Annotated in this window: 20 protein-coding genes; 6 read left to right on the top strand and 14 right to left on the bottom strand. The window is 43.9% G+C overall.

The window, feature by feature from the left end:
* Positions 1-163 (top strand): integrase core domain-containing protein (locus tag QTP81_RS06500; RefSeq protein WP_289364519.1); only part of this gene is annotated, 163 nt, incomplete at its 5' end.
* Positions 164-427: 264 nt separating this feature from the next.
* Here QTP81_RS06500 and QTP81_RS06495 read toward each other — a convergent pair.
* The 4 genes from QTP81_RS06495 to wecA all read right to left on the bottom strand — a co-directional run bounded on the left by QTP81_RS06495 (position 428) and on the right by wecA (position 4,450).
* Entirely contained in the window at positions 428-874 is a 447-nt protein-coding gene (locus QTP81_RS06495) for a serine O-acetyltransferase (protein WP_289364498.1), read from the bottom strand.
* 63 nt (positions 875-937) lie between these two features.
* Positions 938-2,185 (bottom strand): UDP-N-acetyl-D-mannosamine dehydrogenase, encoded by a 1,248-nt coding sequence (wecC, locus tag QTP81_RS06490; protein ID WP_289364496.1) that lies wholly within the window; start codon positions 2,183-2,185, stop codon positions 938-940.
* Positions 2,186-2,191: 6 nt separating this feature from the next.
* Positions 2,192-3,313, bottom strand: coding sequence for a non-hydrolyzing UDP-N-acetylglucosamine 2-epimerase (gene wecB, locus QTP81_RS06485; RefSeq protein WP_289364495.1), 1,122 nt, complete (start codon positions 3,311-3,313; stop codon positions 2,192-2,194).
* Between the two features lie 78 nt (positions 3,314-3,391).
* On the bottom strand, positions 3,392-4,450 hold the full coding sequence (gene wecA, locus QTP81_RS06480) for a UDP-N-acetylglucosamine--undecaprenyl-phosphate N-acetylglucosaminephosphotransferase (protein WP_289364494.1): 1,059 nt from the start codon (positions 4,448-4,450) through the stop codon (positions 3,392-3,394).
* 483 nt (positions 4,451-4,933) lie between these two features.
* Here wecA and galU point away from each other — a divergent pair, with 483 nt between their 5' ends.
* Positions 4,934-5,827, top strand: coding sequence for a UTP--glucose-1-phosphate uridylyltransferase GalU (gene galU, locus QTP81_RS06475; RefSeq protein ID WP_289364493.1), 894 nt, complete (start codon positions 4,934-4,936; stop codon positions 5,825-5,827).
* 45 nt (positions 5,828-5,872) lie between these two features.
* Here the strand turns inward: galU and QTP81_RS06470 are convergent, their stop codons facing one another.
* From QTP81_RS06470 to queF, 7 genes are all read right to left on the bottom strand, one after another.
* On the bottom strand, positions 5,873-6,181 hold the full coding sequence (locus QTP81_RS06470; RefSeq protein ID WP_289364492.1) for a ComEA family DNA-binding protein: 309 nt from the start codon (positions 6,179-6,181) through the stop codon (positions 5,873-5,875).
* Between the two features lie 189 nt (positions 6,182-6,370).
* On the bottom strand, positions 6,371-7,378 hold the full coding sequence (locus QTP81_RS06465) for an isocitrate dehydrogenase (protein ID WP_289364490.1): 1,008 nt from the start codon (positions 7,376-7,378) through the stop codon (positions 6,371-6,373).
* A 116-nt stretch (positions 7,379-7,494) separates the two neighbouring features.
* Positions 7,495-9,117, bottom strand: coding sequence for an HDOD domain-containing protein (locus QTP81_RS06460; RefSeq protein ID WP_289364489.1), 1,623 nt, complete (start codon positions 9,115-9,117; stop codon positions 7,495-7,497).
* 23 nt (positions 9,118-9,140) lie between these two features.
* Positions 9,141-9,515, bottom strand: a complete 375-nt coding sequence (locus QTP81_RS06455) for a DUF3192 domain-containing protein (RefSeq protein ID WP_289364488.1) — start codon at positions 9,513-9,515, stop codon at positions 9,141-9,143.
* A 63-nt stretch (positions 9,516-9,578) separates the two neighbouring features.
* Positions 9,579-10,961: a nucleotide 5'-monophosphate nucleosidase PpnN gene (gene ppnN / locus QTP81_RS06450; RefSeq protein ID WP_289364518.1), complete on the bottom strand. Its 1,383-nt coding sequence runs from the start codon at positions 10,959-10,961 to the stop codon at positions 9,579-9,581.
* Positions 10,962-10,966: 5 nt separating this feature from the next.
* On the bottom strand, positions 10,967-12,514 hold the full coding sequence (locus tag QTP81_RS06445) for a GGDEF domain-containing protein (RefSeq protein WP_289364486.1): 1,548 nt from the start codon (positions 12,512-12,514) through the stop codon (positions 10,967-10,969).
* Between the two features lie 90 nt (positions 12,515-12,604).
* A complete protein-coding gene (gene queF / locus QTP81_RS06440) occupies positions 12,605-13,450 on the bottom strand; it encodes an NADPH-dependent 7-cyano-7-deazaguanine reductase QueF (RefSeq protein ID WP_289364484.1) in 846 nt (281 codons plus the stop codon).
* Positions 13,451-13,522: 72 nt separating this feature from the next.
* On the opposite strand from queF, the gene syd reads away from it, so the two are divergent.
* Positions 13,523-14,074, top strand: a complete 552-nt coding sequence (gene syd, locus QTP81_RS06435; protein ID WP_289364483.1) for a SecY-interacting protein — start codon at positions 13,523-13,525, stop codon at positions 14,072-14,074.
* A 10-nt stretch (positions 14,075-14,084) separates the two neighbouring features.
* Here the strand turns inward: syd and QTP81_RS06430 are convergent, their stop codons facing one another.
* Positions 14,085-14,390, bottom strand: coding sequence for a hypothetical protein (locus tag QTP81_RS06430; protein WP_289364481.1), 306 nt, complete (start codon positions 14,388-14,390; stop codon positions 14,085-14,087).
* A 185-nt stretch (positions 14,391-14,575) separates the two neighbouring features.
* Between QTP81_RS06430 and QTP81_RS06425 the strand changes: the two genes are divergently transcribed.
* The 3 genes from QTP81_RS06425 (at position 14,576) to QTP81_RS06415 (ending at position 17,068) form a co-directional block, all read left to right on the top strand.
* Positions 14,576-14,947 (top strand): DUF3192 domain-containing protein, encoded by a 372-nt coding sequence (locus QTP81_RS06425; protein ID WP_289364480.1) that lies wholly within the window; start codon positions 14,576-14,578, stop codon positions 14,945-14,947.
* A gap of 136 nt (positions 14,948-15,083) precedes the next feature.
* Positions 15,084-15,734 carry a GNAT family N-acetyltransferase gene (locus QTP81_RS06420; protein WP_289364479.1) on the top strand — a complete coding sequence of 217 codons (651 nt, stop codon included), beginning with the start codon at positions 15,084-15,086 and terminating at the stop codon, positions 15,732-15,734.
* Between the two features lie 698 nt (positions 15,735-16,432).
* Positions 16,433-17,068 carry a hypothetical protein gene (locus QTP81_RS06415; protein WP_289364478.1) on the top strand — a complete coding sequence of 212 codons (636 nt, stop codon included), beginning with the start codon at positions 16,433-16,435 and terminating at the stop codon, positions 17,066-17,068.
* A 31-nt stretch (positions 17,069-17,099) separates the two neighbouring features.
* On the opposite strand, the gene QTP81_RS06410 is transcribed toward QTP81_RS06415, so the two are convergent.
* Together QTP81_RS06410 and QTP81_RS06405 are read right to left on the bottom strand one after the other, a co-directional pair.
* Positions 17,100-17,405 carry a DUF3301 domain-containing protein gene (locus tag QTP81_RS06410; RefSeq protein ID WP_289364476.1) on the bottom strand — a complete coding sequence of 102 codons (306 nt, stop codon included), beginning with the start codon at positions 17,403-17,405 and terminating at the stop codon, positions 17,100-17,102.
* 7 nt (positions 17,406-17,412) lie between these two features.
* A complete protein-coding gene (locus QTP81_RS06405; RefSeq protein ID WP_289364475.1) occupies positions 17,413-18,450 on the bottom strand; it encodes a DUF3549 family protein in 1,038 nt (345 codons plus the stop codon).
* Between the last annotated feature and the right edge of the window lie 39 nt (positions 18,451-18,489).

Genomic DNA, 18,489 nt, shown 5'->3' with positions numbered 1-18,489 from the left:
GTTTAACCGGACTTACCGTGACGATGTATTGGACTGTTACATATTCAATAATTTAAACGAAGTGAAGCGCCTAACCCGAGATTGGATTGAGCTTTACAACAACGAACGGCCACATGATTCACTCAACGACATGACGCCAATTGAGTATAGAAATGCGGCCTAGATATTCTACGAAGTAACTGTGTTAGATATGGGGTTTTTACACGTTTACCGCTCATAAGCACCTCTCTTTCAATTAGTTTATCTAGCTAAGAGGTGTCTAGGAAATTATTGGCGATTCAGATAGTTACAATACAGAAAGGCTACTTCACAATTTATCGAAGCATCTATGACTTTTGCTAAGTAGCTATGAAATAGGATTGATGTAGATATCATTTCAATTGTCGCCAATAACAAAACAAAGAAGCTTAAACAGATGTTTTGTGCGTTACTTGTACTCGTCAACATTGATGTTTGATTTAATGATTTTGGCAGGAATACCCACAGCAACCGAGTTATCTGGTATGTCGGTAAGAACCACTGCATTTGCTCCTACAACCGAATTGCTTCCGATTGTGACTGGGCCTATGATCTTGGCTCCTGTAGAAATTTGAGTGTTGTTGCCAATCATTGGAACCTGCTCAATTTTATTCGTTCCACCCAATGTTACACCAGTACCAATATTACAATTCTCTCCAATCACAACTCTATGATGAATCACAACGCCTAGACCGCCATATCCTAGTACTGTACCTTTGCCTATTTGAGCACCTAGCCCTATTTTGCAGGAGAATACCACTCGTACGAATGCGCAAATCAGTTGAGGTAAAAAAGGGAGTCCTGATAAATACAACCTGTAAGCAAAATGATATAGGAATAAAACGACCTTACTCATTTGTACTCTCCAAAAATATTCAGGCCACAATACAGTTAGCTAAGAAAAGTGGCCTAGAGCTTTTTACTGGACTGAGAAAATACCTTTCGTATCGACAACTACTTTTGTATTGATGTCTGATGTAGCCATATTTTTAAACTGAGCATGATCTACTAAAACGAGTAAAACGTTTGCTTTAGTAAGAGCTTTCTCAAGCGGTTGAAGAGAAACTCCTTCATCCGACAGGCTATCAGGCAACTCAGATATATTGGGTTCGACTGCTATCACTTCACCAACTTTTTCAACGGCTAATTTTCTAGTAATCTCTAATGCTGGACTTTCTCTTAAGTCGTCTATATCAGCCTTAAATGATAGCCCTAAACAGGCAATGACAGGTTTCTTGAATTGATCAGCCGCCTCTTGTACTTGCCTTACTACGTAATCAGGCTTGCTATCGTTGATCTCTCGCGCTTTTCTTATCATTTTTGCTTCATCAGGTGAAGAATGCACAATAAACCAAGGGTCAACGGCAATACAGTGCCCACCCACACCTGGACCAGGTGATAAAATATTTACTCGAGGGTGTCTGTTTGCTAATTTTATTAGTTCCCAAACATTTATTTTTAATTGGTCACAAATTAATGATAATTCATTAGCGAAAGCAATGTTTACATCTCTAAACGAATTCTCAGTAAGTTTTGCCATCTCTGCAGTTCTGCTATTCGTTGTAATACAATCACCGCGAACAAATGTTTGATATAGTTCAATGGCACGAGCACTGCATCTGGGAGTCATTCCACCAATGATGCGGTCGTTCGACACAAGCTCTTCAAGGACCTTTCCTGGTAAAACACGTTCGGGGCAATGAGCAACTTGAATATCGGCGTTTTCACCGTCTGTATTAGGAAAAGTCAAATCTGGCCTTTCGTGTGCCAGCCAATCTGTCATTTTCTCAGTAGCTCCTACAGGTGACGTTGATTCCAAAATCACTATGTTTCCTCGTTCAAGCACGGGAGCAATAGCCTTAGCGGCACTTTGAATATACGTTAAGTCAGGTTCATAGTTATCTTTGAATGGTGTAGGAACGGCGATAAGAAATGCATCGGCGGGCTCTGGAGTGAGCGTTGCTCGAAGCTTACCGACGTTTACTGCAGCTTGAACAACCATATCCAGATCAGGCTCAACTATATGCACCTTTCCACTATTAATCGTGTTAACGGTGTTTTCGCTAATATCAACGCCTATAACCTCTATGCCTCTCGAGGCGATAACTGCTGCCGTGGGTAAGCCAATGTAACCTAATCCGATAACGGAGACTTTCTCAAATTTCATAAATCGTTAACCTAATATACTTTCAACAATTCTTTTACAAGCATGGCCATCACCGTAAGGGTTATGAGCGTATGACATTCTCTGATACGCTTCATCGATATCCAAAAGTTCTTCGCAATTCTGAACAATAGCATTAATACTTGTACCAACTAGTTTGACAGTTCCCGCGGACACAGCTTCAGGGCGCTCTGTAGTGTCTCTCATGACTAATACCGGTTTACCCAAAGAGGGGGCTTCCTCTTGTATGCCGCCAGAATCTGTCAGAATAATATAAGATTTATTCATTAAATAAACGAAAGGTAGGTAATCTAGTGGCTCAATCAGGTGAACGTTTTTTATCCCGGACAAAATTCGATTAACTGGTTCTTGAACATTCGGATTTAAGTGAACTGGATATACAATTTGAACATTCTCTCGTGATGAGAGTAGTTTGAGTGATTCACAAATATTTTCAAATCCTTCGCCAAAGCTTTCTCGCCTATGGCCAGTCACTAGAATTAACTTTTTTGAATCATCCAAGAAATGGAATTTTTTGGAGAGTTCTGAGGACAAATCTGTATCGTTTTCAATCTTATTGACAACTTGTAAAAGTGCATCGATGACAGTGTTACCAGTCACAATGATACTGGATTCGTCGATACCTTCTTTAATTAAATTTTGACGAGATTTATCTGTAGGAGCGAAATGAATTGAAGCGAGGCGGCCAGTCAGGCTTCGATTACATTCTTCGGGCCAAGGGCTATAAATGTTTCCGGTTCTTAAACCGGCTTCTACGTGACCAATATCAATTTGTTGATAAAAGGATGCCAATGAGGACGCAAAAGTAGTAGTCGTATCACCATGTACTAATACTAAATCGGGTTTTACCTCTTTAAGAATGTCTCTTAATCCAACCAATGCTCTAGCCGTTATGTCATACAAGTCTTGACCAGGCCTCATCAAATTTAAATCGTAATCGGGTTTTAAGTCAAAGAGCTTTAAAACCTGATCTAACATTTCTCGGTGCTGCCCAGTAACACATACTTCAACAGAGATATCAGGCTTTTCTTGCAATGCTTTTGCAAGTGGAGCCATTTTGATAGCTTCTGGTCGCGTGCCAAATATCATAAGGACTTTCTTAGTGGTCACTACTTTTCCTCTATGGTTTGTGTGAAATTAAAACTGAACAATAAAGTTATACAAGCGGGAAGAAAACTAAAAAACAGGTTACTTTCTAAGCAATTTCGAGAATCTCCATATATGAATGAAAAAATAATCGTACACGAGAAATATTCCGACAAACAAAAGTAACATTACGCTGTCTAGTATGTTGAGCCACTCTCCGACTAAACCGACAAAAGCAAACAACGTAGAGATAAAACCGATGACACACAGTGCTTGTCGAGAAGAGAACCCAAAACGCAGAAAGATATGATGGAGGTGGTCACGGTCGGCAGAAAGAGGTGATTTACCCTTTCTTACTCGTCGGTGCATAACTGCAAACATATCCATCAGAGGGACTGCAATAATCCAGAGCGCAGTTACTGGTCTGAAACTGTTTTCCTCGGCTTGTGTACCTAGAACCAATAACCAAATCACTGACAGCCCGATCATCATACTGCCGGCATCACCCATAAAAATCTTACCGAAAATTCTACGAAGGCCACCTAAATTGAACAACAAAAACGCTGATAAAGCGGACACAAAAATTGCCGAAATAATGAATAAATCAGAGTTGTCATTCCAATAGAAAAGTACGCAAAGGCTTGAGAATGTTACGATGCCTAGCACGCCAACTAAACCATCAATGCCATCAGTCATATTAAATGCATTGATCGCAGTCGCTACAGCAAGGAGTGTTACTGGGATAGCAAGAAAGCCTAAGTTGACTTCACCTAATCCAAATAGATTTCCCATACTATAGAGCGCATGACCAGCCCCCATAACTAAAATTGAAGCAATCAGTAATTGCGCAACTAATCGAGCTTTTGCGCTGATATCGTAGAAATCATCTAAAGCGCCAATAAGCACCATAAAAGAGCATGATATTAAATAAAGGTTCAGTAGTTGTGACTCTCGAATAAACAATTGCGATGCAACTAACATCGTAAAATAAATAGCAATGCCACCGATCAGAGGGACATGACCTAAGTGTCGCTTTCTGGCGTCAGGTTTATCGACTAACCCGATGTTCGCCGCAATAGGCCGCAAGCTTGCAATCGCGAGGCAAGCTACACAAAAAGAAATAAAGAAAATGACGTTAAAACTTAGAGAGGTCAGGTCCATTAAATTAACACTCCATTGAATCCGCTCGGAGTATAGCATGTTGTAATATTTGATGCCTAGTCATGCGGCGGGAACGAGTGAAATTTTTAATGGTTTTTACTCCCAAGGGGAAACGGATGCACAAAAAATGTGCAATTAGTTATAGCAGGTTTGCCAAATCTTGCTAAATTTTGCCTTAATTGTATTGCAAAATTATTTCTAAGAGCCACGAACGCAGATAGTGTGTGCCAATCTTTAAAATGCGGTTTACTGGAGTAAATTTTGAATAGAGTTTGTTTGAAGCTTTTATTTGACTGCATTAAATAAGTATACAGCAAGAGTTAAAGGTTTTACTTATTCACCGCCTATCAATAATTTCACCTCATGATATTATTGCTTGGCTGATTCTCAACTTCCATACTCCATGGAACGCGTTATAAACCTAAAAGTTGGAATGAAGCTTGCGTCAAATAAAGAACTAAATTTGTACAAGGAGCCATTAGTTTGAGTCAAGTCAAAAAAGTCGTAATACCGGTAGCGGGTTTGGGGACGCGCATGTTACCGGCGACAAAAGCGATACCAAAAGAGATGCTTCCAGTCGTCGATAAACCGCTCATTCAATATGTTGTGGCTGAGTGTGTGGCTGCAGGTATAAAAGAGATTATCTTGGTCACCCATGCGAGTAAAAATAGCATTGAAAACCATTTCGATACGTCTTTTGAACTTGAGGCAACTTTAGAGAAACGGGTTAAACGTCAATTACTGGCTGACGTGCAAGCGATTTGCCCAACAGATGTAACTATCATGCACGTTCGCCAAGGCGTAGCTAAAGGCTTAGGGCATGCTATTTTGTGTGCGCGACCAATGGTGGGGGATGCTCCCTTTGCCGTGGTGTTACCCGATGTGATCATTGATGATGCGGCCTCGAACCTTAAGAAGGACAACTTAGCTGATATGGTAGCGAAGTTTAATACCAGCCGGGTTAGTCAAATCATGGTCGAAAAGGTACCTCACGAAGAAGTAAATAAATACGGTGTGGTTGATTTGGAAGGCCTTGAGCTCAATGAGGGGGACTCGGGTAAGATTCACGCAATGGTTGAGAAGCCTCCTGTAGAAGACGCTCCTTCTGATTTGGCCGTAGTGGGTCGTTACGTTTTGTCAGAAGCCATTTGGGATTGTTTAGCCTCAACACCTCCGGGCGCCGGCGATGAGATCCAGTTGACTGATGCGATTGCGATGTTAATGGCGAAAGAGCAAGTTGATGCGTATTACATGAAAGGCAAAAGCCATGACTGTGGCAGTAAGCTGGGCTATATGCAAGCGAGTGTAGAATATGCATTACGCCACCCAGAGTTAGCTAAAGAGTTTAAGCAATTCTTAAAGGCTTTAGTGAAGTAACACGCACAATTCCCACCGCAACACATGCTGCGGTGGGAAACCTCGCTACACTGTGACTTGGGATTTAAGTTTCTCAACCATTTTCTTGCCGATACCCTTTACATCTTCCAACTGCTCTACGGTTTGAAACTGACCAATAGTATTGCGGTATTCAACAATTGCCTCGGCCTTTGCTTTGCCGATACCTTTCAATTGGGTTAATTGCTCCACTGAAGCGGTATTTAGGTTGAGTCTTACAGCTTGTTCAGCATATGGCTTATTAGCAGCCGGTTTTGCACCTGCTGCTGTTGCGGGTTGGGCGGCAATAAATAGTGCCAAGCTCATCATCAAGCCATTCATTAGTAGTTTTTTCATCGTCTTTCTCCATTGCATTTATACTCAAACTTGAGCGGTTCCTTTGGCGCGCAGTTTCCATTAAAGGGGAATATTGCGCAAGAGAGAGTTTAGCGCGTTGTTTTGGTCTGACTAGGGCAGGTTTTGGCCAGTTTTCAGGCGTAAAAAAAGCCACAAACGTGGCTTTTTAGAAAGTGTTAGCGGTTTATTTTATAAACGCTCTAATACCGCTTCAGTAAACTCAGTAGTACCGGATTCACCACCTAGGTCACGAGTGGTGCGGTCACCAGACTCAATCACGTCTTTAAGTGCCGTGCGGATCGCGTTGGCTTTATCGGCCATGTTTAAATATTCAAGCATTTGAATAGCCGCAAGGATTACTGATGTTGGGTTGGCTAAGTTTTTACCTGCAATATCAGGTGCTGAGCCGTGCACTGCTTCGAAAATTGCACAGTCTTCACCAATATTGGCACCTGGAGCCATACCAAGCCCGCCCACAAGACCCGCACAAAGATCAGATAAGATGTCACCAAATAAGTTAGTGGTAACAATCACATCGAACTGGTGGGGATTCATAACCAATTGCATACAGCAGTTATCAACAATCATCTCTGCCGATTCGATGTCCGGATAGCGCTCACCGACTTCACGCGCAACTTTTAAGAACAAGCCAGACGTTGATTTTAAGATATTGGCCTTGTGAACAGCCGTTACCTTTTTACGACCTTCACGACGCGCAAGCTCATAGGCAAAAGTGACAATCTTCTCTGCACCTTCACGGGTGATTTTACTCATTGCTTCAGCTTCTGAACCATCTTCAGATACCACTTGACCCAAGCCTGAATACATACCTTGGGTGTTTTCACGTACCGTGATGATATCGATATCTTCGTAACGTGCTTTGGTGCCTTTAAAAGACAATACCGGGCGTAAATTCGCATACAGTTTAAATTGCTTACGCAGACTGACGTTGATTGATGTGAAACCTTCGCCAACAGGCGTAGTTAATGGGCCTTTTAATGCCACTTTGTTTTTTGCGATTAGCTCTAGTGTTTCTTGTGGTAATAGTTCACCGTGGTTTTCTAGGGCCATCAGACCAGCATCGGCATAGTCATACACAAAATCACAGCCCACTTTGTCAAGGATCTTGATCGTTGCATCAATAATATCTGGGCCGATGCCGTCACCACGGATGACCGTGATACGTTGTTGTGTCATGAAATTTCCTCTTTTGGTTGGTAATTTACGTTGAATGGCGCGCATTTTACTCGATCATGGTGACATCGAACAGTGCTTATCACGCAAAACTATAGGCTTGTTAGACTAAAGTTTAACTATATTGGCTGGTATATGGCTTGACAGTGGCGTTCAACAAGAATGTCAACATAGGCCGGTTGAAATTGAATTCGTTTGCATTGCTGTTGAATTTCGGCCGGGATCACTGATTCCGAATAGATGCCCCGTTGTAACCATTGTCGGCACAGATTTAACGAGATGGCGTGTACATCATTAAAAATTCTGGCGGATTTGGCCATGCCAGTACTCGATTCAAATGGCGCTGTCGCCTCTCTTCCTTGGTGCCAGCTCTTCGCCAACGCAAATGCTTGTTGGTTGAAGTCTATAGCGGCTGCCTCTGATGTTAGAGTGTCAACCTTGCCCAGTTCGGTTGTGGCCATTTGCCATTGGTGTGATAGGCGCAATGACGAGGTCGTAAATAAACCCGACAGCTGTAGTAGGGCGGATAGGCTAAACTGCTGCGGGATCCCCAACTTGCACAACTCGGCGATGCTGGCACAAACTTGACGATGCAATAAGCACAGCTGCTCAAATGGTTTGCTCAATGGAAATTGTGAACGCGATAGGCGTTGCCAAAGAATGTGTTCTGTTAACACAGCCGCAATGCGTTCGGTACCGTGTGTCATAATTGATTGTTTGATATTACTGACATTGATATTCAATCTATTCAGTTCGGTGGCTGAGCGCTGCAAAACAGTCGTAAAAAGTGTGTTTTTGCCAATCAGTTGCGCCAGGGTTGCTGGCTCAATAGTCGGCTTATTCAGCGCATCCAAAATCATCAATAAGTCATTGGGTGGGTATTGCACGCTAAATTGACTTGGCTTGCCAAGCGCGTTGCAATGCTCGCGCTGTTTCGGGGTGGCGAGCGCCATCACCTGCAGTAATACCTTCGGCGGCATACGGCGTTGCAGGGTCAATCGCGGCCACAATTCAACTGCTTTCATGTGTTCAACGGTTAGCAGGCGCTCGCTATTGTCACCTTTACTCAAACTCGCAAGGGCGATACTGTCTGGCGTATGTCCTACGATAAATGCTGTGCCGTTTGCGCTTTTCACCACCAGTCCGGTTAAAAAATCACTGCCGAGTTCAAATAGCGGATTGATCAGGGGCTGGTATTGCGGGTACTGCAGGATAGTTTGATTGATTGCTTTGGCGAGCGCTGGTAGTGACACGTGCTTCATCAGCGCCAAAGACTGGGTCACAACGCCGGTGAGTCTAACGCAATCAAATGCGACGCACTGTTGAGCTGATGTACTCACATCTTTGCGCAGCGAGTGGATAAGACTCCATCGCAATGTATCGAAGTGTTGGCCATTGATACGCCGGTTTACGGCCTTAAAACTTGAGTGTCGCTCTGACTCGCTAGAACAGCCTTTTATACTGTTGCCGATAAGTATCCCAGCAACCGCGTGCTGTACGAACGTATCGCTGACTTGGTTGATGCGGCAAATTAACAGTAACAGCCCAATATTGAATAATGGCTGGGTGGATGGCTTTTGTTGCCATAGTGTTTCTAATTGAATGTAGGTTAGAGCCGGGGATTTGTTGAATGTTTTTATCAGCAGTTGGCTACACTGCAATGATGCCGTTATGAAGGCCTTGGGGTCGGTGTGCGTATCATACTGGCTTTGGAAACGGAGGTAATGTTTGACGCTCGTCATCACCTCCGCTAAGTCTTGTGGGGTCATCCCTCGAGGAAATTCAGATATACACCATCACCCCAAGCCACTAACACATCATCTTCAAATAGCAACGGCGTACATTCGTTTTGCGTTGTAATGCCATCAGATTTCATGTGTTGAGTGCGATAAAACATCACTTGCAGCATGCCTTCGCGAGTCTTTTTAGCCTCAGTGATATCCGGCGAACCCAACAGCGCAAGGATTTCGGCTTTAGATGTACCTAGGTTGAGTTTTGCGATCTGCACTTTATTGAATTGTTCACGGTCTTCCCAATCCATATCTTCTGGACGATCAGGGAAGAAAGACACTACCGAATAAACGAAAATAGCGTACAGAGCGAACCCTGCTATCACCATTTTAACGACTTTATTACCCATTTTTACCGCGCTCTCCTCGCCACTTGCTGCTATGTGTAAAGCTTAATCCTATCGTCAAAAAAATTAAACATTAATAATGTAACAAGGTTCGTATTTACTGCCGGGCAGCTTCATGCGCTGTTGCGCGACAAAGGACCGCAGCAAGTCGTCAATGAGTGTCATTAATTCAGGATCGCCTGACAACTCAAATCGGCCATGCTGCTTAATTTGTGCGACCGTCGACGATTTAATGTTACCCGCGACTATACCCGAAAAAGCTTGTCGCAAAGTGGCAGCTAGGCTGGCGATCGGTTGGTCGCGGTGAATCGGGAGTGCCGCCATAGCTTCATGGGTGGGTTCAAATCGGTGTTGAAAGATTGGGTCAACCTTTAGCGACCAATTAAAACTAAACGCATCCCCCACTGCACGACGGTATTGCTCTACTTTCTGGCGGCCAAGGCTCATACTGCGCGCAACTTCACGCGGGTCGTCAATAATAATTTGATACTTTTGCTGAGCTTTGGGCCCTAAGGTCGCCGCAACGAACCGGTCGATTGCCGCGAAGTAGTCTGCACTGGCTGCAGGCCCCGTCAGGATCAGTGGAAACGGATGCTGGGCATTATTCTCATGCATGAGAATGCCGAGAATGTAGAGCAACTCTTCCGCGGTACCTACACCACCTGGAAACACGACGATGCCATGCGCGGCTCGAACAAAGGCTTCTAAGCGCTTTTCGATATCGGGCATGATGATCAGTTCATTGACAATCGCATTGGGCGGTTCAGCGGCAATAATACTTGGCTCTGAAATACCGATATAACGCCCTTTGCGGAAGCGCTGTTTGGCGTGTCCGATGGCAGCGCCTTTCATTGGCCCTTTCATTGCGCCAGGTCCACAGCCAGTACAGATATTCATTTCTCGCAGGCCTAATTGATAGCCAACTTCCTTGGTGTATCTGTACTCTTCTGTGCCTATCGAATGTCCGCCCCAGCAAACGACAGTGTTTAGATCGTCATTGCCTACTAGGGCATCGGCATGGCGCAGCATATCAAATACCATGTCGGTAATGCAGGTTGCCGTGACATCAGATAGTCGCCGAACCTCGCTGGGTTCGCATTCAGCGATACCGTTGTATTTGACGTGCATGTAGAGCAAATCGCGTAATACCGAGAACAGATGCTCATGCACACCTGCGATCAACTTGCCATCGACAAAGGCGACTTCCGGCGGATTGATCAGTTCCATTTTTACGCCGCGTTCGCGCCGCACCAATTTCACTTCAAAGGATTCGTACGGCGCGAATAATGCTTCGGCATCATCTTCGTCTACGCCGCTATTGAGAACGGCTAGACAGCAATTGCGAAAGGTTTGATAGAGTTCGCTGTTAGCAGTATCGGTTAGTAAGGTAACTTCACCTTGCGAGAGCTGGCTAATCCAGCCAACAGGGTTTAGCTGTACGCGTGTCATGGTATTCAAGATTGATCACTTACAATTTGATTGCGGCCATTGTTCTTGGCTGAATAAAGGTGCTTGTCGGCGCGGTCAAACACACTCTCAACGGTGTCTTCGTTGGCAAACTTAGCGAGTCCGAATGACGCAGTGATAGTTACTGGCTCTTGTTTAAACTTAAAGGGTAGGGATTCCATTTTTTTGCGGATCTCTTCAAGCGGCGCTAAGAGGTCTTTTAGCTCGCTATCGGGGAATAATATCACAAATTCTTCGCCGCCCCAGCGGGCCAGAAAGTCGGTCTTGCGCAGCTTACCTTTTAGCTGCTTGGCGATGACTTGTAATGTTTTATCGCCCGCCGCATGACCGTATTTGTCGTTGATTGACTTGAAGTGGTCAATATCTACAACGGCCATACACAGTGGCGCTTTGGTACGCAGCCAGCGTTGATACTCTTGCTCAATACGCTCGTTGTACGCAATTCGGTTGGGGATCTTGGTAAGTGGATCCATATGCGTCTGCGAGCGCTGCTCGAGTAACTTCTTGCGGTATTGTTGCGTTTTCTTTTCCATTGACGTCAATTCGCGCTGCATGTTTTGCAACAACAGAATTAACTTCTCTTCTTCCTCTTTATCGGCTTCTTGGTGCTGGCTAATACTGTCTTGCATCTTCTCCAAATATTGCTGCGCTTCAGATTTGAGCTTGTCTAGATCATCGGACTGATTGACCACTTCGCCCATGTCGGAAATTTGAGTTTGCAAGTTTTGGTGATGTTTGGCTTTATTCTCAAACTGTGACTGCGTTATTTCGATGGTTTGCGAAACATCTTGATTGATACTAATGATCGATCGGTGTAACCCATCGATCACTTGCCCATTAACGCCCGCTTCTCTAACAACGTCTTTGACGATCAATCGAATCAATACCAGACAACATTCAAGCAATTCATGCTGGGTTAGACCGTCGAGTAGCTTCTTGCGTACTTCACTGAGCTGTTTATCTGACTTGTTCTTTTGATAGTAAGGTTCAATCAGTCCTTGTAGTTCAGCCGTAATATTCGCATGTAAGCGCTCGTCGATTGGCTGCGAGAGTGCATCCTGTGTTTGTGCTTCTGCGACAGTTTGGCCGTTAGTTGATTGACCATTTGTATTTTTAGGCTCGTTATCTAACGCTTGCTGATACAGAATCAGCGCGCGCTCAAACTGCGGCAACGAGCTAAATAACGACCCTGATTGCATGCTCAAGGACGACAAAAAACGCGCGGTTTCACTTTTGAGCTCTGAGGTAATTGAGTCAGAGCGTTGCAGGCGCTTAATGGCTGATTCTAAGCGGCTTATGGTATCGGTGGTTTGCTTTTTCAGTGACTGCGCATTTTGCATTAACAAATTGTTGAGCTTGCCAATACTGACGGCCGCCAAGGTTATGTTCGGCTTGCCTGACAAGTGGCTGCGCAATGTTTTGAGCTCTTTATCCACTTCCGTGCTGGCACCTTCATAAAAATTCGACAAGCGAATGATGACTTGTGCCAACTGCTCATTGTGTTGTTTGAGTGACTCTAGTTGTTTCTTATCCAAGGGTCGTGCTCGATCTATGTAACGTCCTAGCGTAAAGCATTGCCTGAAATGACTAGTAGGTCAATGTTCGATGTTGATTTTCATTACTTTTTATTGGCGCGCTAAGCGCAAATTAGCATAGGGCTGTTCAAAGTTAGAACGGAACGGGTTGATGTCCAAACCACCGCGGCGTGTATAACGCGCATAGACGGTTAATTTTTGCGCGCCACAGAGCGTCATAAGATCACAGAAAATGCGTTCTACACACTGTTCGTGAAACTCATTATGGGTACGGAACGAAATCAGATATTTGAGCAGTGATTGATGGTCGATTTTAGGTCCGTGATAGTGGATCAGTACACTTCCCCAATCGGGTTGATTGGTGATCAAGCAATTGGATTTTAGTAGGTGACTCACCAATGTCTCGGTGACAATTTCGCTACCGCGTTGTAACAGCGACGGTGAGTAATCGTAGTGACTGATTTCAACGTCTAGATCATCAATACAGTTGCCCACTAAAGAGCGGATGTTAAGTTGTTCAAAACCCGCGGGCGTAACCAAAGTCACATCCACAGGTGCGCCGGCACATTCACTTAAGTCTTGAGTTATGGTTTGTTGTACCTCATCAATCGAATTGAAAACCGATTGATTAAAACTGTTTAGATACAACTTAAAAGATTTGCTTTCGATCAAGTTATTCGAGTCAGCCGGCACACTGCATTGCAGTATTGCAATCTGGGGTTTACCTTTGCTATTGAGCCACGACAGTTCATAACCATTCCATATATCAACGCCGCTAAAGGGAAGGTTATCGCCTGTGATCGCAATCTCATCGCGATTAATTTGCCGTGGCACCGGTTGCAATATGGAGGCATCGTAATGCTCAACATAATCAACGGTTTGGCCCAACGTTAGACTGTCCATGGGATTGTTATTTGTTTGCTTTGACTTGTTCATATTCGCGCTTTTCTATGCACATTTGTTGGTCGTTTTCGGTATGATACCAAGACTTTGATGTGGAGCGTTTACGTGACAGAAAAAAATATAGCTCAATGTTTGGATAATTTTATCGACCAATACATGCAATTGCCTGCAAAACATAAGGTTGAGTTTGACAGTGACTGGTTATCTCCGTGCACTGCACCTGACCATACAGACGGAGAGTACGTTAACTGGCGGCCGGTTGAGCAGGCGGGTGAAAACAGCTTTGCGGGCATGGAAGAAGCGCTTGAGTTAGGGATGAACGAGCAACTCAAATCCTATTATTGCCGCTATTACGCCGATCACTTTGAGGCTATGGCTGCGCGCGGGCCGTTGTCTTTACTACAAGTCTGGAACAAAGATGACTTTGAGCGCTTGCAACAAAACCTGGTTGGTCATGTGTTGATGAAGCGCAAGCTCAAACAGGCGGAAACCCTGTTTTTCGCGCTCACCGATGAAGAGGATTTTATCATTAGCGTGCTAAATAGCACCGGCGAAGTGGTATTGGAGCGCGTAGGCAAAGAGCCACAAGAAGTGTTGGCCACTGATCTCGCTAGTTTTATCGCACAGCTCAAACCGCACATCATTGACGCTGAGTAATCTGTCGGATTTACTGGCCGGCTTTGAGAGCAGCTAACGCTGCTTTTAACTCAGCGACCTCCGCTTCAGCTTTTTCAAGTCTTTGCTCTAATTCTGCTAAATTGTTGATTGCACGAGTTTCGGGCTCCTCCTTAATGGGCAGGGGCAAACTTGTGCGCAACAAGTGCTCTTTGTCTTGTTGTTGCCACCACTGAATGGCTTTAACTGCCTGAGGCAGAGTCAATTTGGGCGACGATTTCGCGCGCAGCAGGCTAGTGGTTGGCTCTAAACCTTGTTGGTATAAGCTAAGACAGAGTTGTTGAATGGCCGGTGTCACAGTAGGCTCTTACGTAGTGAATAATGCCAAATAATAGCTAATTTAACGAACTCAAACGAGCCCTATTTATTGCTGAATGAATATTATTTATTAAAAACAATGAGTTAATAAGTTGGCAAAGTTCTTGATTAAAACAATTAGACCTATTCATTAGGCGTTTCAATTTTTTAAAGGAATCACAAAAAATGCTCAAAAAATCATTCATCGCGTGCGCACTTTGCGCGCCACTATTGCTTTCTGGTTGTGTCGTCTCAGTCGGTGGTGACGGTGATGGGTACTCGTACAGCAGTGACTGGGAAAAGCGAGAAACGAATAACCGCCGTCATATCAGTAAATTAGATGTGGATATGACATTGGAGTCAGTGTCGAGTCGCATGGGCATGGCTGATTTTGATGAGTTTTATCAGCGCGATGGTTCAGATTATCGCGTACTTTATTACCGCACTCAGCGCTCATCAGGTGACGGCGTCACTACCAAGGATGAATGTACGCCGTTGGTATTTAAAAATGGTCGTCTCGTCGGTTGGGGTGAAGCGGCTCTCAACGAATACCTATAAGAACATAGGCACGCGCCAGGCAGTTTTATTGCGCTGGCGCAATTATCCTTAAAAAAATTAAGGTTAAGGCTTTACAAATCTTTAACAAAACCTCAGTGTATTCCTCGAAGTTATTTTGTCTTTTAGGAGTCCGCATATGGGGCAGCAAGCAGTTACTGTTTTACCTGAACAAATTAAGGCCATATTCCTCACCGCCGAAGATTTGAAGGTGGCTGCATCAATCCTCTATAACGCTTACTTTGACGATCCGTTATTTGTCGATATCTTCGACGCGGAAAAGGAAGGCTACGAGAACCGTTTGCGATCTGCTATCCGTGAAGAATTACACGCGTTTTGGATTGCCAAACAACCGATTGTTGGATTGTTTGATGACGGTCGGTTATTAGCTGTTGCTTGTTTAATCAGTCCTGATGCGGCATTCGGTGCCGGCCGTTACTGGCATTGGCGTTTAAAGATGCTGTTAACCGCTGGGTTCTTTGGTACCAAGCAAATGATTGATAAAGAAGAGCGTGTCAGAGAGTGCATGCCTGCTGAAAACTATCACATGTTATCGTTTATCGGCGTACATCCAGATTATCAAGATCAGGGGTTAGGCCATGTATTAATGAATGCGATTGACAGCGTGTTACTTGACGATGAAAAAAGTCAGGGGGTTGGCGTTTACGTAACCTTGCCTAAATGCTTATCGTTTTTCAAAGGCGGCCATTACGATTACATTCAAGAATTAGAGTTTGGCCATATCACCGGTCATATTATGTTCCGACCAAGACCCTCAGATAGCGTGTAAGCGATCTCGTACAAAGGTGTAGGCTTTTCAACGAAATTACTGTTGGTCTACACCTACTGATGATTTTTATGTTGCTGAAATATATGGCTTTTTAATATTTCCCCTGTGTGTGTCATTGATTTCATATCTATTTACTTGTATTCGGTAATGCAACCGTCATAAAACTCAGTAATATTAGCGCTGTCACAAGGAAACACGACAAGTCAGGATGACATCAAGGATTAGCTCAGGACACCTCTAAGGACAGAGGAAGTTGAAGACAAGAAGTCTTCTCGTCATGGAAGCCGTCAGGATGACTTCATGGATGAGCTTGGACCATTTCAGGAAGAAACTACCTTATCGCACGGATGGATAAGTGAAAGGGATAAATGGAAAGGACCTACTTAGGATGAGTAGCTCACTTAGGAAGAGTGAGAAAAGATGGAAAGGGGTGTATAGGGATTTTTATCTGGAAGATTTAAGTTGCAATGGATCGCGGAGATGGAAGCTCGAAATTCCCAAGGCGAAACCGCAAGGTTTCGCCTTTTTTAATTCCCACCTAAGTAGAATATTTGCACTAATATTTTTAGGTACTGCGCAATTGCTAAAACCTGAAGTCTTTTCAACACAGCAACTTAGTTTAATAAATTGGATACACTTTGAACGTTAGTGCTAATTACAGACGTACTTGGTAGGAAAAATAAAAAGGAGTTATCAGCATGCGTGTTTTACTTTTCAGTTTCTTAATTTCAATAAGCGTAAACGTAAAAGCCATCATCGTTGAAGCAGATTCATACGTAGACGGCAAATCTATTGATTTTTCACTTATGTATGAATCATCTGCATACTTCAGCGCCGATCTGACGCCCTTTTTTCCAGGTTATGATCCGGCTCAAGCTGGATACAGCTCAGCTGTACCCTATATGACTTTTCCTATTTATTTAAGAATGGATTTAGTTATTGACCGAGAAAATAGCGACTTAATGGGTGATGTGTTTTTATGGTCAACAGCTAACGGGTTTAATATCATCAATGGTGCCGTTATTAAGATAAATCAGAATAGTCCGAAAACAGTATCATTGTGGGGATTATTAAACGGCGATAGCATTGTAAATTTAGCCGAGTATGGCCAGCTTGATAATTTTATATTTGGTATTTACCCTTTCGTTCACTTAGAGGCATTAGGTTTGAGTACCAATTATTCTATGGAGGGAGCAAGCTTGACCTTTGGGCAGGGTAGCAGACTACGTTTTAGTGACACTTTTGTCGGAGTTGGCGTGGATGAACCACCATTATTTGCTCTTCTCGGTTTAGGATTTCTTATGTTACTTCGTCGTCGCTTGCGAATTATTTGAATGGTCAGAAATATATACGGCTAGCTTCAATTTAGTTAATAGGATATGCCGGTACATCAATATTGGTGACGGTTTTGCCTTGCATTAAAAAGAAGCCTCGATTTAGTGATTCGCGGTTAGCGGAAAACTCAAACATAAACTCTAATTTCCACACCAAGTGTTTGCGATAAAAACCCAATCGCGTGTTGCTGCGGGCGACGCTGACTAATTGCAGATTGTGCTGCTTACAATAGTTGGCTGCAAAACGGTTTGCCATTTCGGTCAATGCGCGAATTTGCCAGAATTGAAAGACAATCAGGCCCAGCAGTAGCAAAACGATTAAGTCATCTAGCTGCACAGCGCACCTATGGGTTATTAAATAATGCGCCAATCGCCTGTGCTAAGGCCACGCTGCGTTCTGGGTTTCGCAGTGCCGCCAAGGCAATATCACGCGTATCAGGAACTTGTGCGAGATCTGCGAAGAAACTGGCGAAAAAGTCAGTGTAGTTGTCGGCGTCAACTTTGGCTGCATGTTCAAGTAGCAGCATCATGTTTTTATCGTCAAGGACCTGCCAATGACGACCAGAAATGATGGTTAGCAAATCAACATCGAGCTTCTTTCGCTTCAACATTTTAGTTAAGACGCGCTGTTTTTCTTTGCTATCGGAGGTTTGAGCAAATGCGCGCAAAGCCCACTTGCTCAATGGCGCGAAACAGTCATGCCAGTTGATATACTTGACTACCTGCGCGGTAACCGCATCACTGATGGAGCGATTTTCCAGCGAACACAAAATGTGCTGTTGAACTGTGGCGGGATACTTCTCGGTCATATCCTTGGTGTAGACCAACAGTTCTTCTTCTTGCGCAAAATGTATGCAGTCCGCTAACCCCTGCATCGAAACTTGCTGCCAATCGAGTAATTTGGGCGCTTCAAGATAACGTTTTGCAGACTCAAAATCGTCAGTCACATCTTGTTTAGTGGTAACGCGCACAAGCGCATTAAAATCAGCCAACTGTTGTTGATTCGGCGTGAAAATATACGGGTTTTGCTGGATTTGACTGGCCTGCTCTAAGTCATTTTCACCCTGATCTTTAGCTTCACTTAATGCGGTGACCACTAATTCTAAAAAATGCTGACGCGCGGCATCAACGAGCAGCCCTTGCTCATCTAACGGTAGTTTTATAAACCAAATATAATGCTGCGTAGAAAGTTGTTTATTCCAATATACAATCCCCAACCACATATGTTGCTGGCGCGGATATGGTGCAGCAATTTGACCATTTTCAATATCGAGAAACTGTTGTTCAGTAAGTGGGCGAATGGCTCGGCCAAAGTCAAATACACGATACTCTGTACCCGCATGTAACAGAAACTCACTAATCGATGCTATTGGCTGCGACAAAATGACTACTCACTCCAGTTAAATTTGATGCATTATACA

The organism is Neoalteromonas arenosi, from assembly GCF_030362855.1.
GTDB lineage: Bacteria > Pseudomonadota > Gammaproteobacteria > Enterobacterales > Alteromonadaceae > Alteromonas_E > Alteromonas_E arenosi.
The sequence above is the reverse complement of the archived record's forward strand: the minus strand, read 5'-3'. Positions and strand labels throughout refer to the sequence as shown.

What these genes read in the sequence shown, in the direction of transcription:
- QTP81_RS06495 (WP_289364498.1), bottom strand. Translation starts at nt 874, where the DNA reads ATGAGTAAGGTCGTTTTATTCCTATATCATTTTGCTTACAGGTTGTAT.
- wecC (WP_289364496.1), bottom strand. Translation starts at nt 2,185, where the DNA reads ATGAAATTTGAGAAAGTCTCCGTTATCGGATTAGGTTACATTGGCTTA.
- wecA (WP_289364494.1), bottom strand. Translation starts at nt 4,450, where the DNA reads ATGGACCTGACCTCTCTAAGTTTTAACGTCATTTTCTTTATTTCTTTT.
- QTP81_RS06470 (WP_289364492.1), bottom strand. Translation starts at nt 6,181, where the DNA reads ATGAAAAAACTACTAATGAATGGCTTGATGATGAGCTTGGCACTATTT.
- QTP81_RS06465 (WP_289364490.1), bottom strand. Translation starts at nt 7,378, where the DNA reads ATGACACAACAACGTATCACGGTCATCCGTGGTGACGGCATCGGCCCA.
- QTP81_RS06460 (WP_289364489.1), bottom strand. Translation starts at nt 9,117, where the DNA reads ATGACGAGCGTCAAACATTACCTCCGTTTCCAAAGCCAGTATGATACG.
- QTP81_RS06455 (WP_289364488.1), bottom strand. Translation starts at nt 9,515, where the DNA reads ATGGGTAATAAAGTCGTTAAAATGGTGATAGCAGGGTTCGCTCTGTAC.
- ppnN (WP_289364518.1), bottom strand. Translation starts at nt 10,961, where the DNA reads ATGACACGCGTACAGCTAAACCCTGTTGGCTGGATTAGCCAGCTCTCG.
- queF (WP_289364484.1), bottom strand. Translation starts at nt 13,450, where the DNA reads ATGAACAAGTCAAAGCAAACAAATAACAATCCCATGGACAGTCTAACG.
- QTP81_RS06425 (WP_289364480.1), top strand. Translation starts at nt 14,576, where the DNA reads ATGCTCAAAAAATCATTCATCGCGTGCGCACTTTGCGCGCCACTATTG.
- QTP81_RS06420 (WP_289364479.1), top strand. Translation starts at nt 15,084, where the DNA reads ATGGGGCAGCAAGCAGTTACTGTTTTACCTGAACAAATTAAGGCCATA.
- QTP81_RS06415 (WP_289364478.1), top strand. Translation starts at nt 16,433, where the DNA reads ATGCGTGTTTTACTTTTCAGTTTCTTAATTTCAATAAGCGTAAACGTA.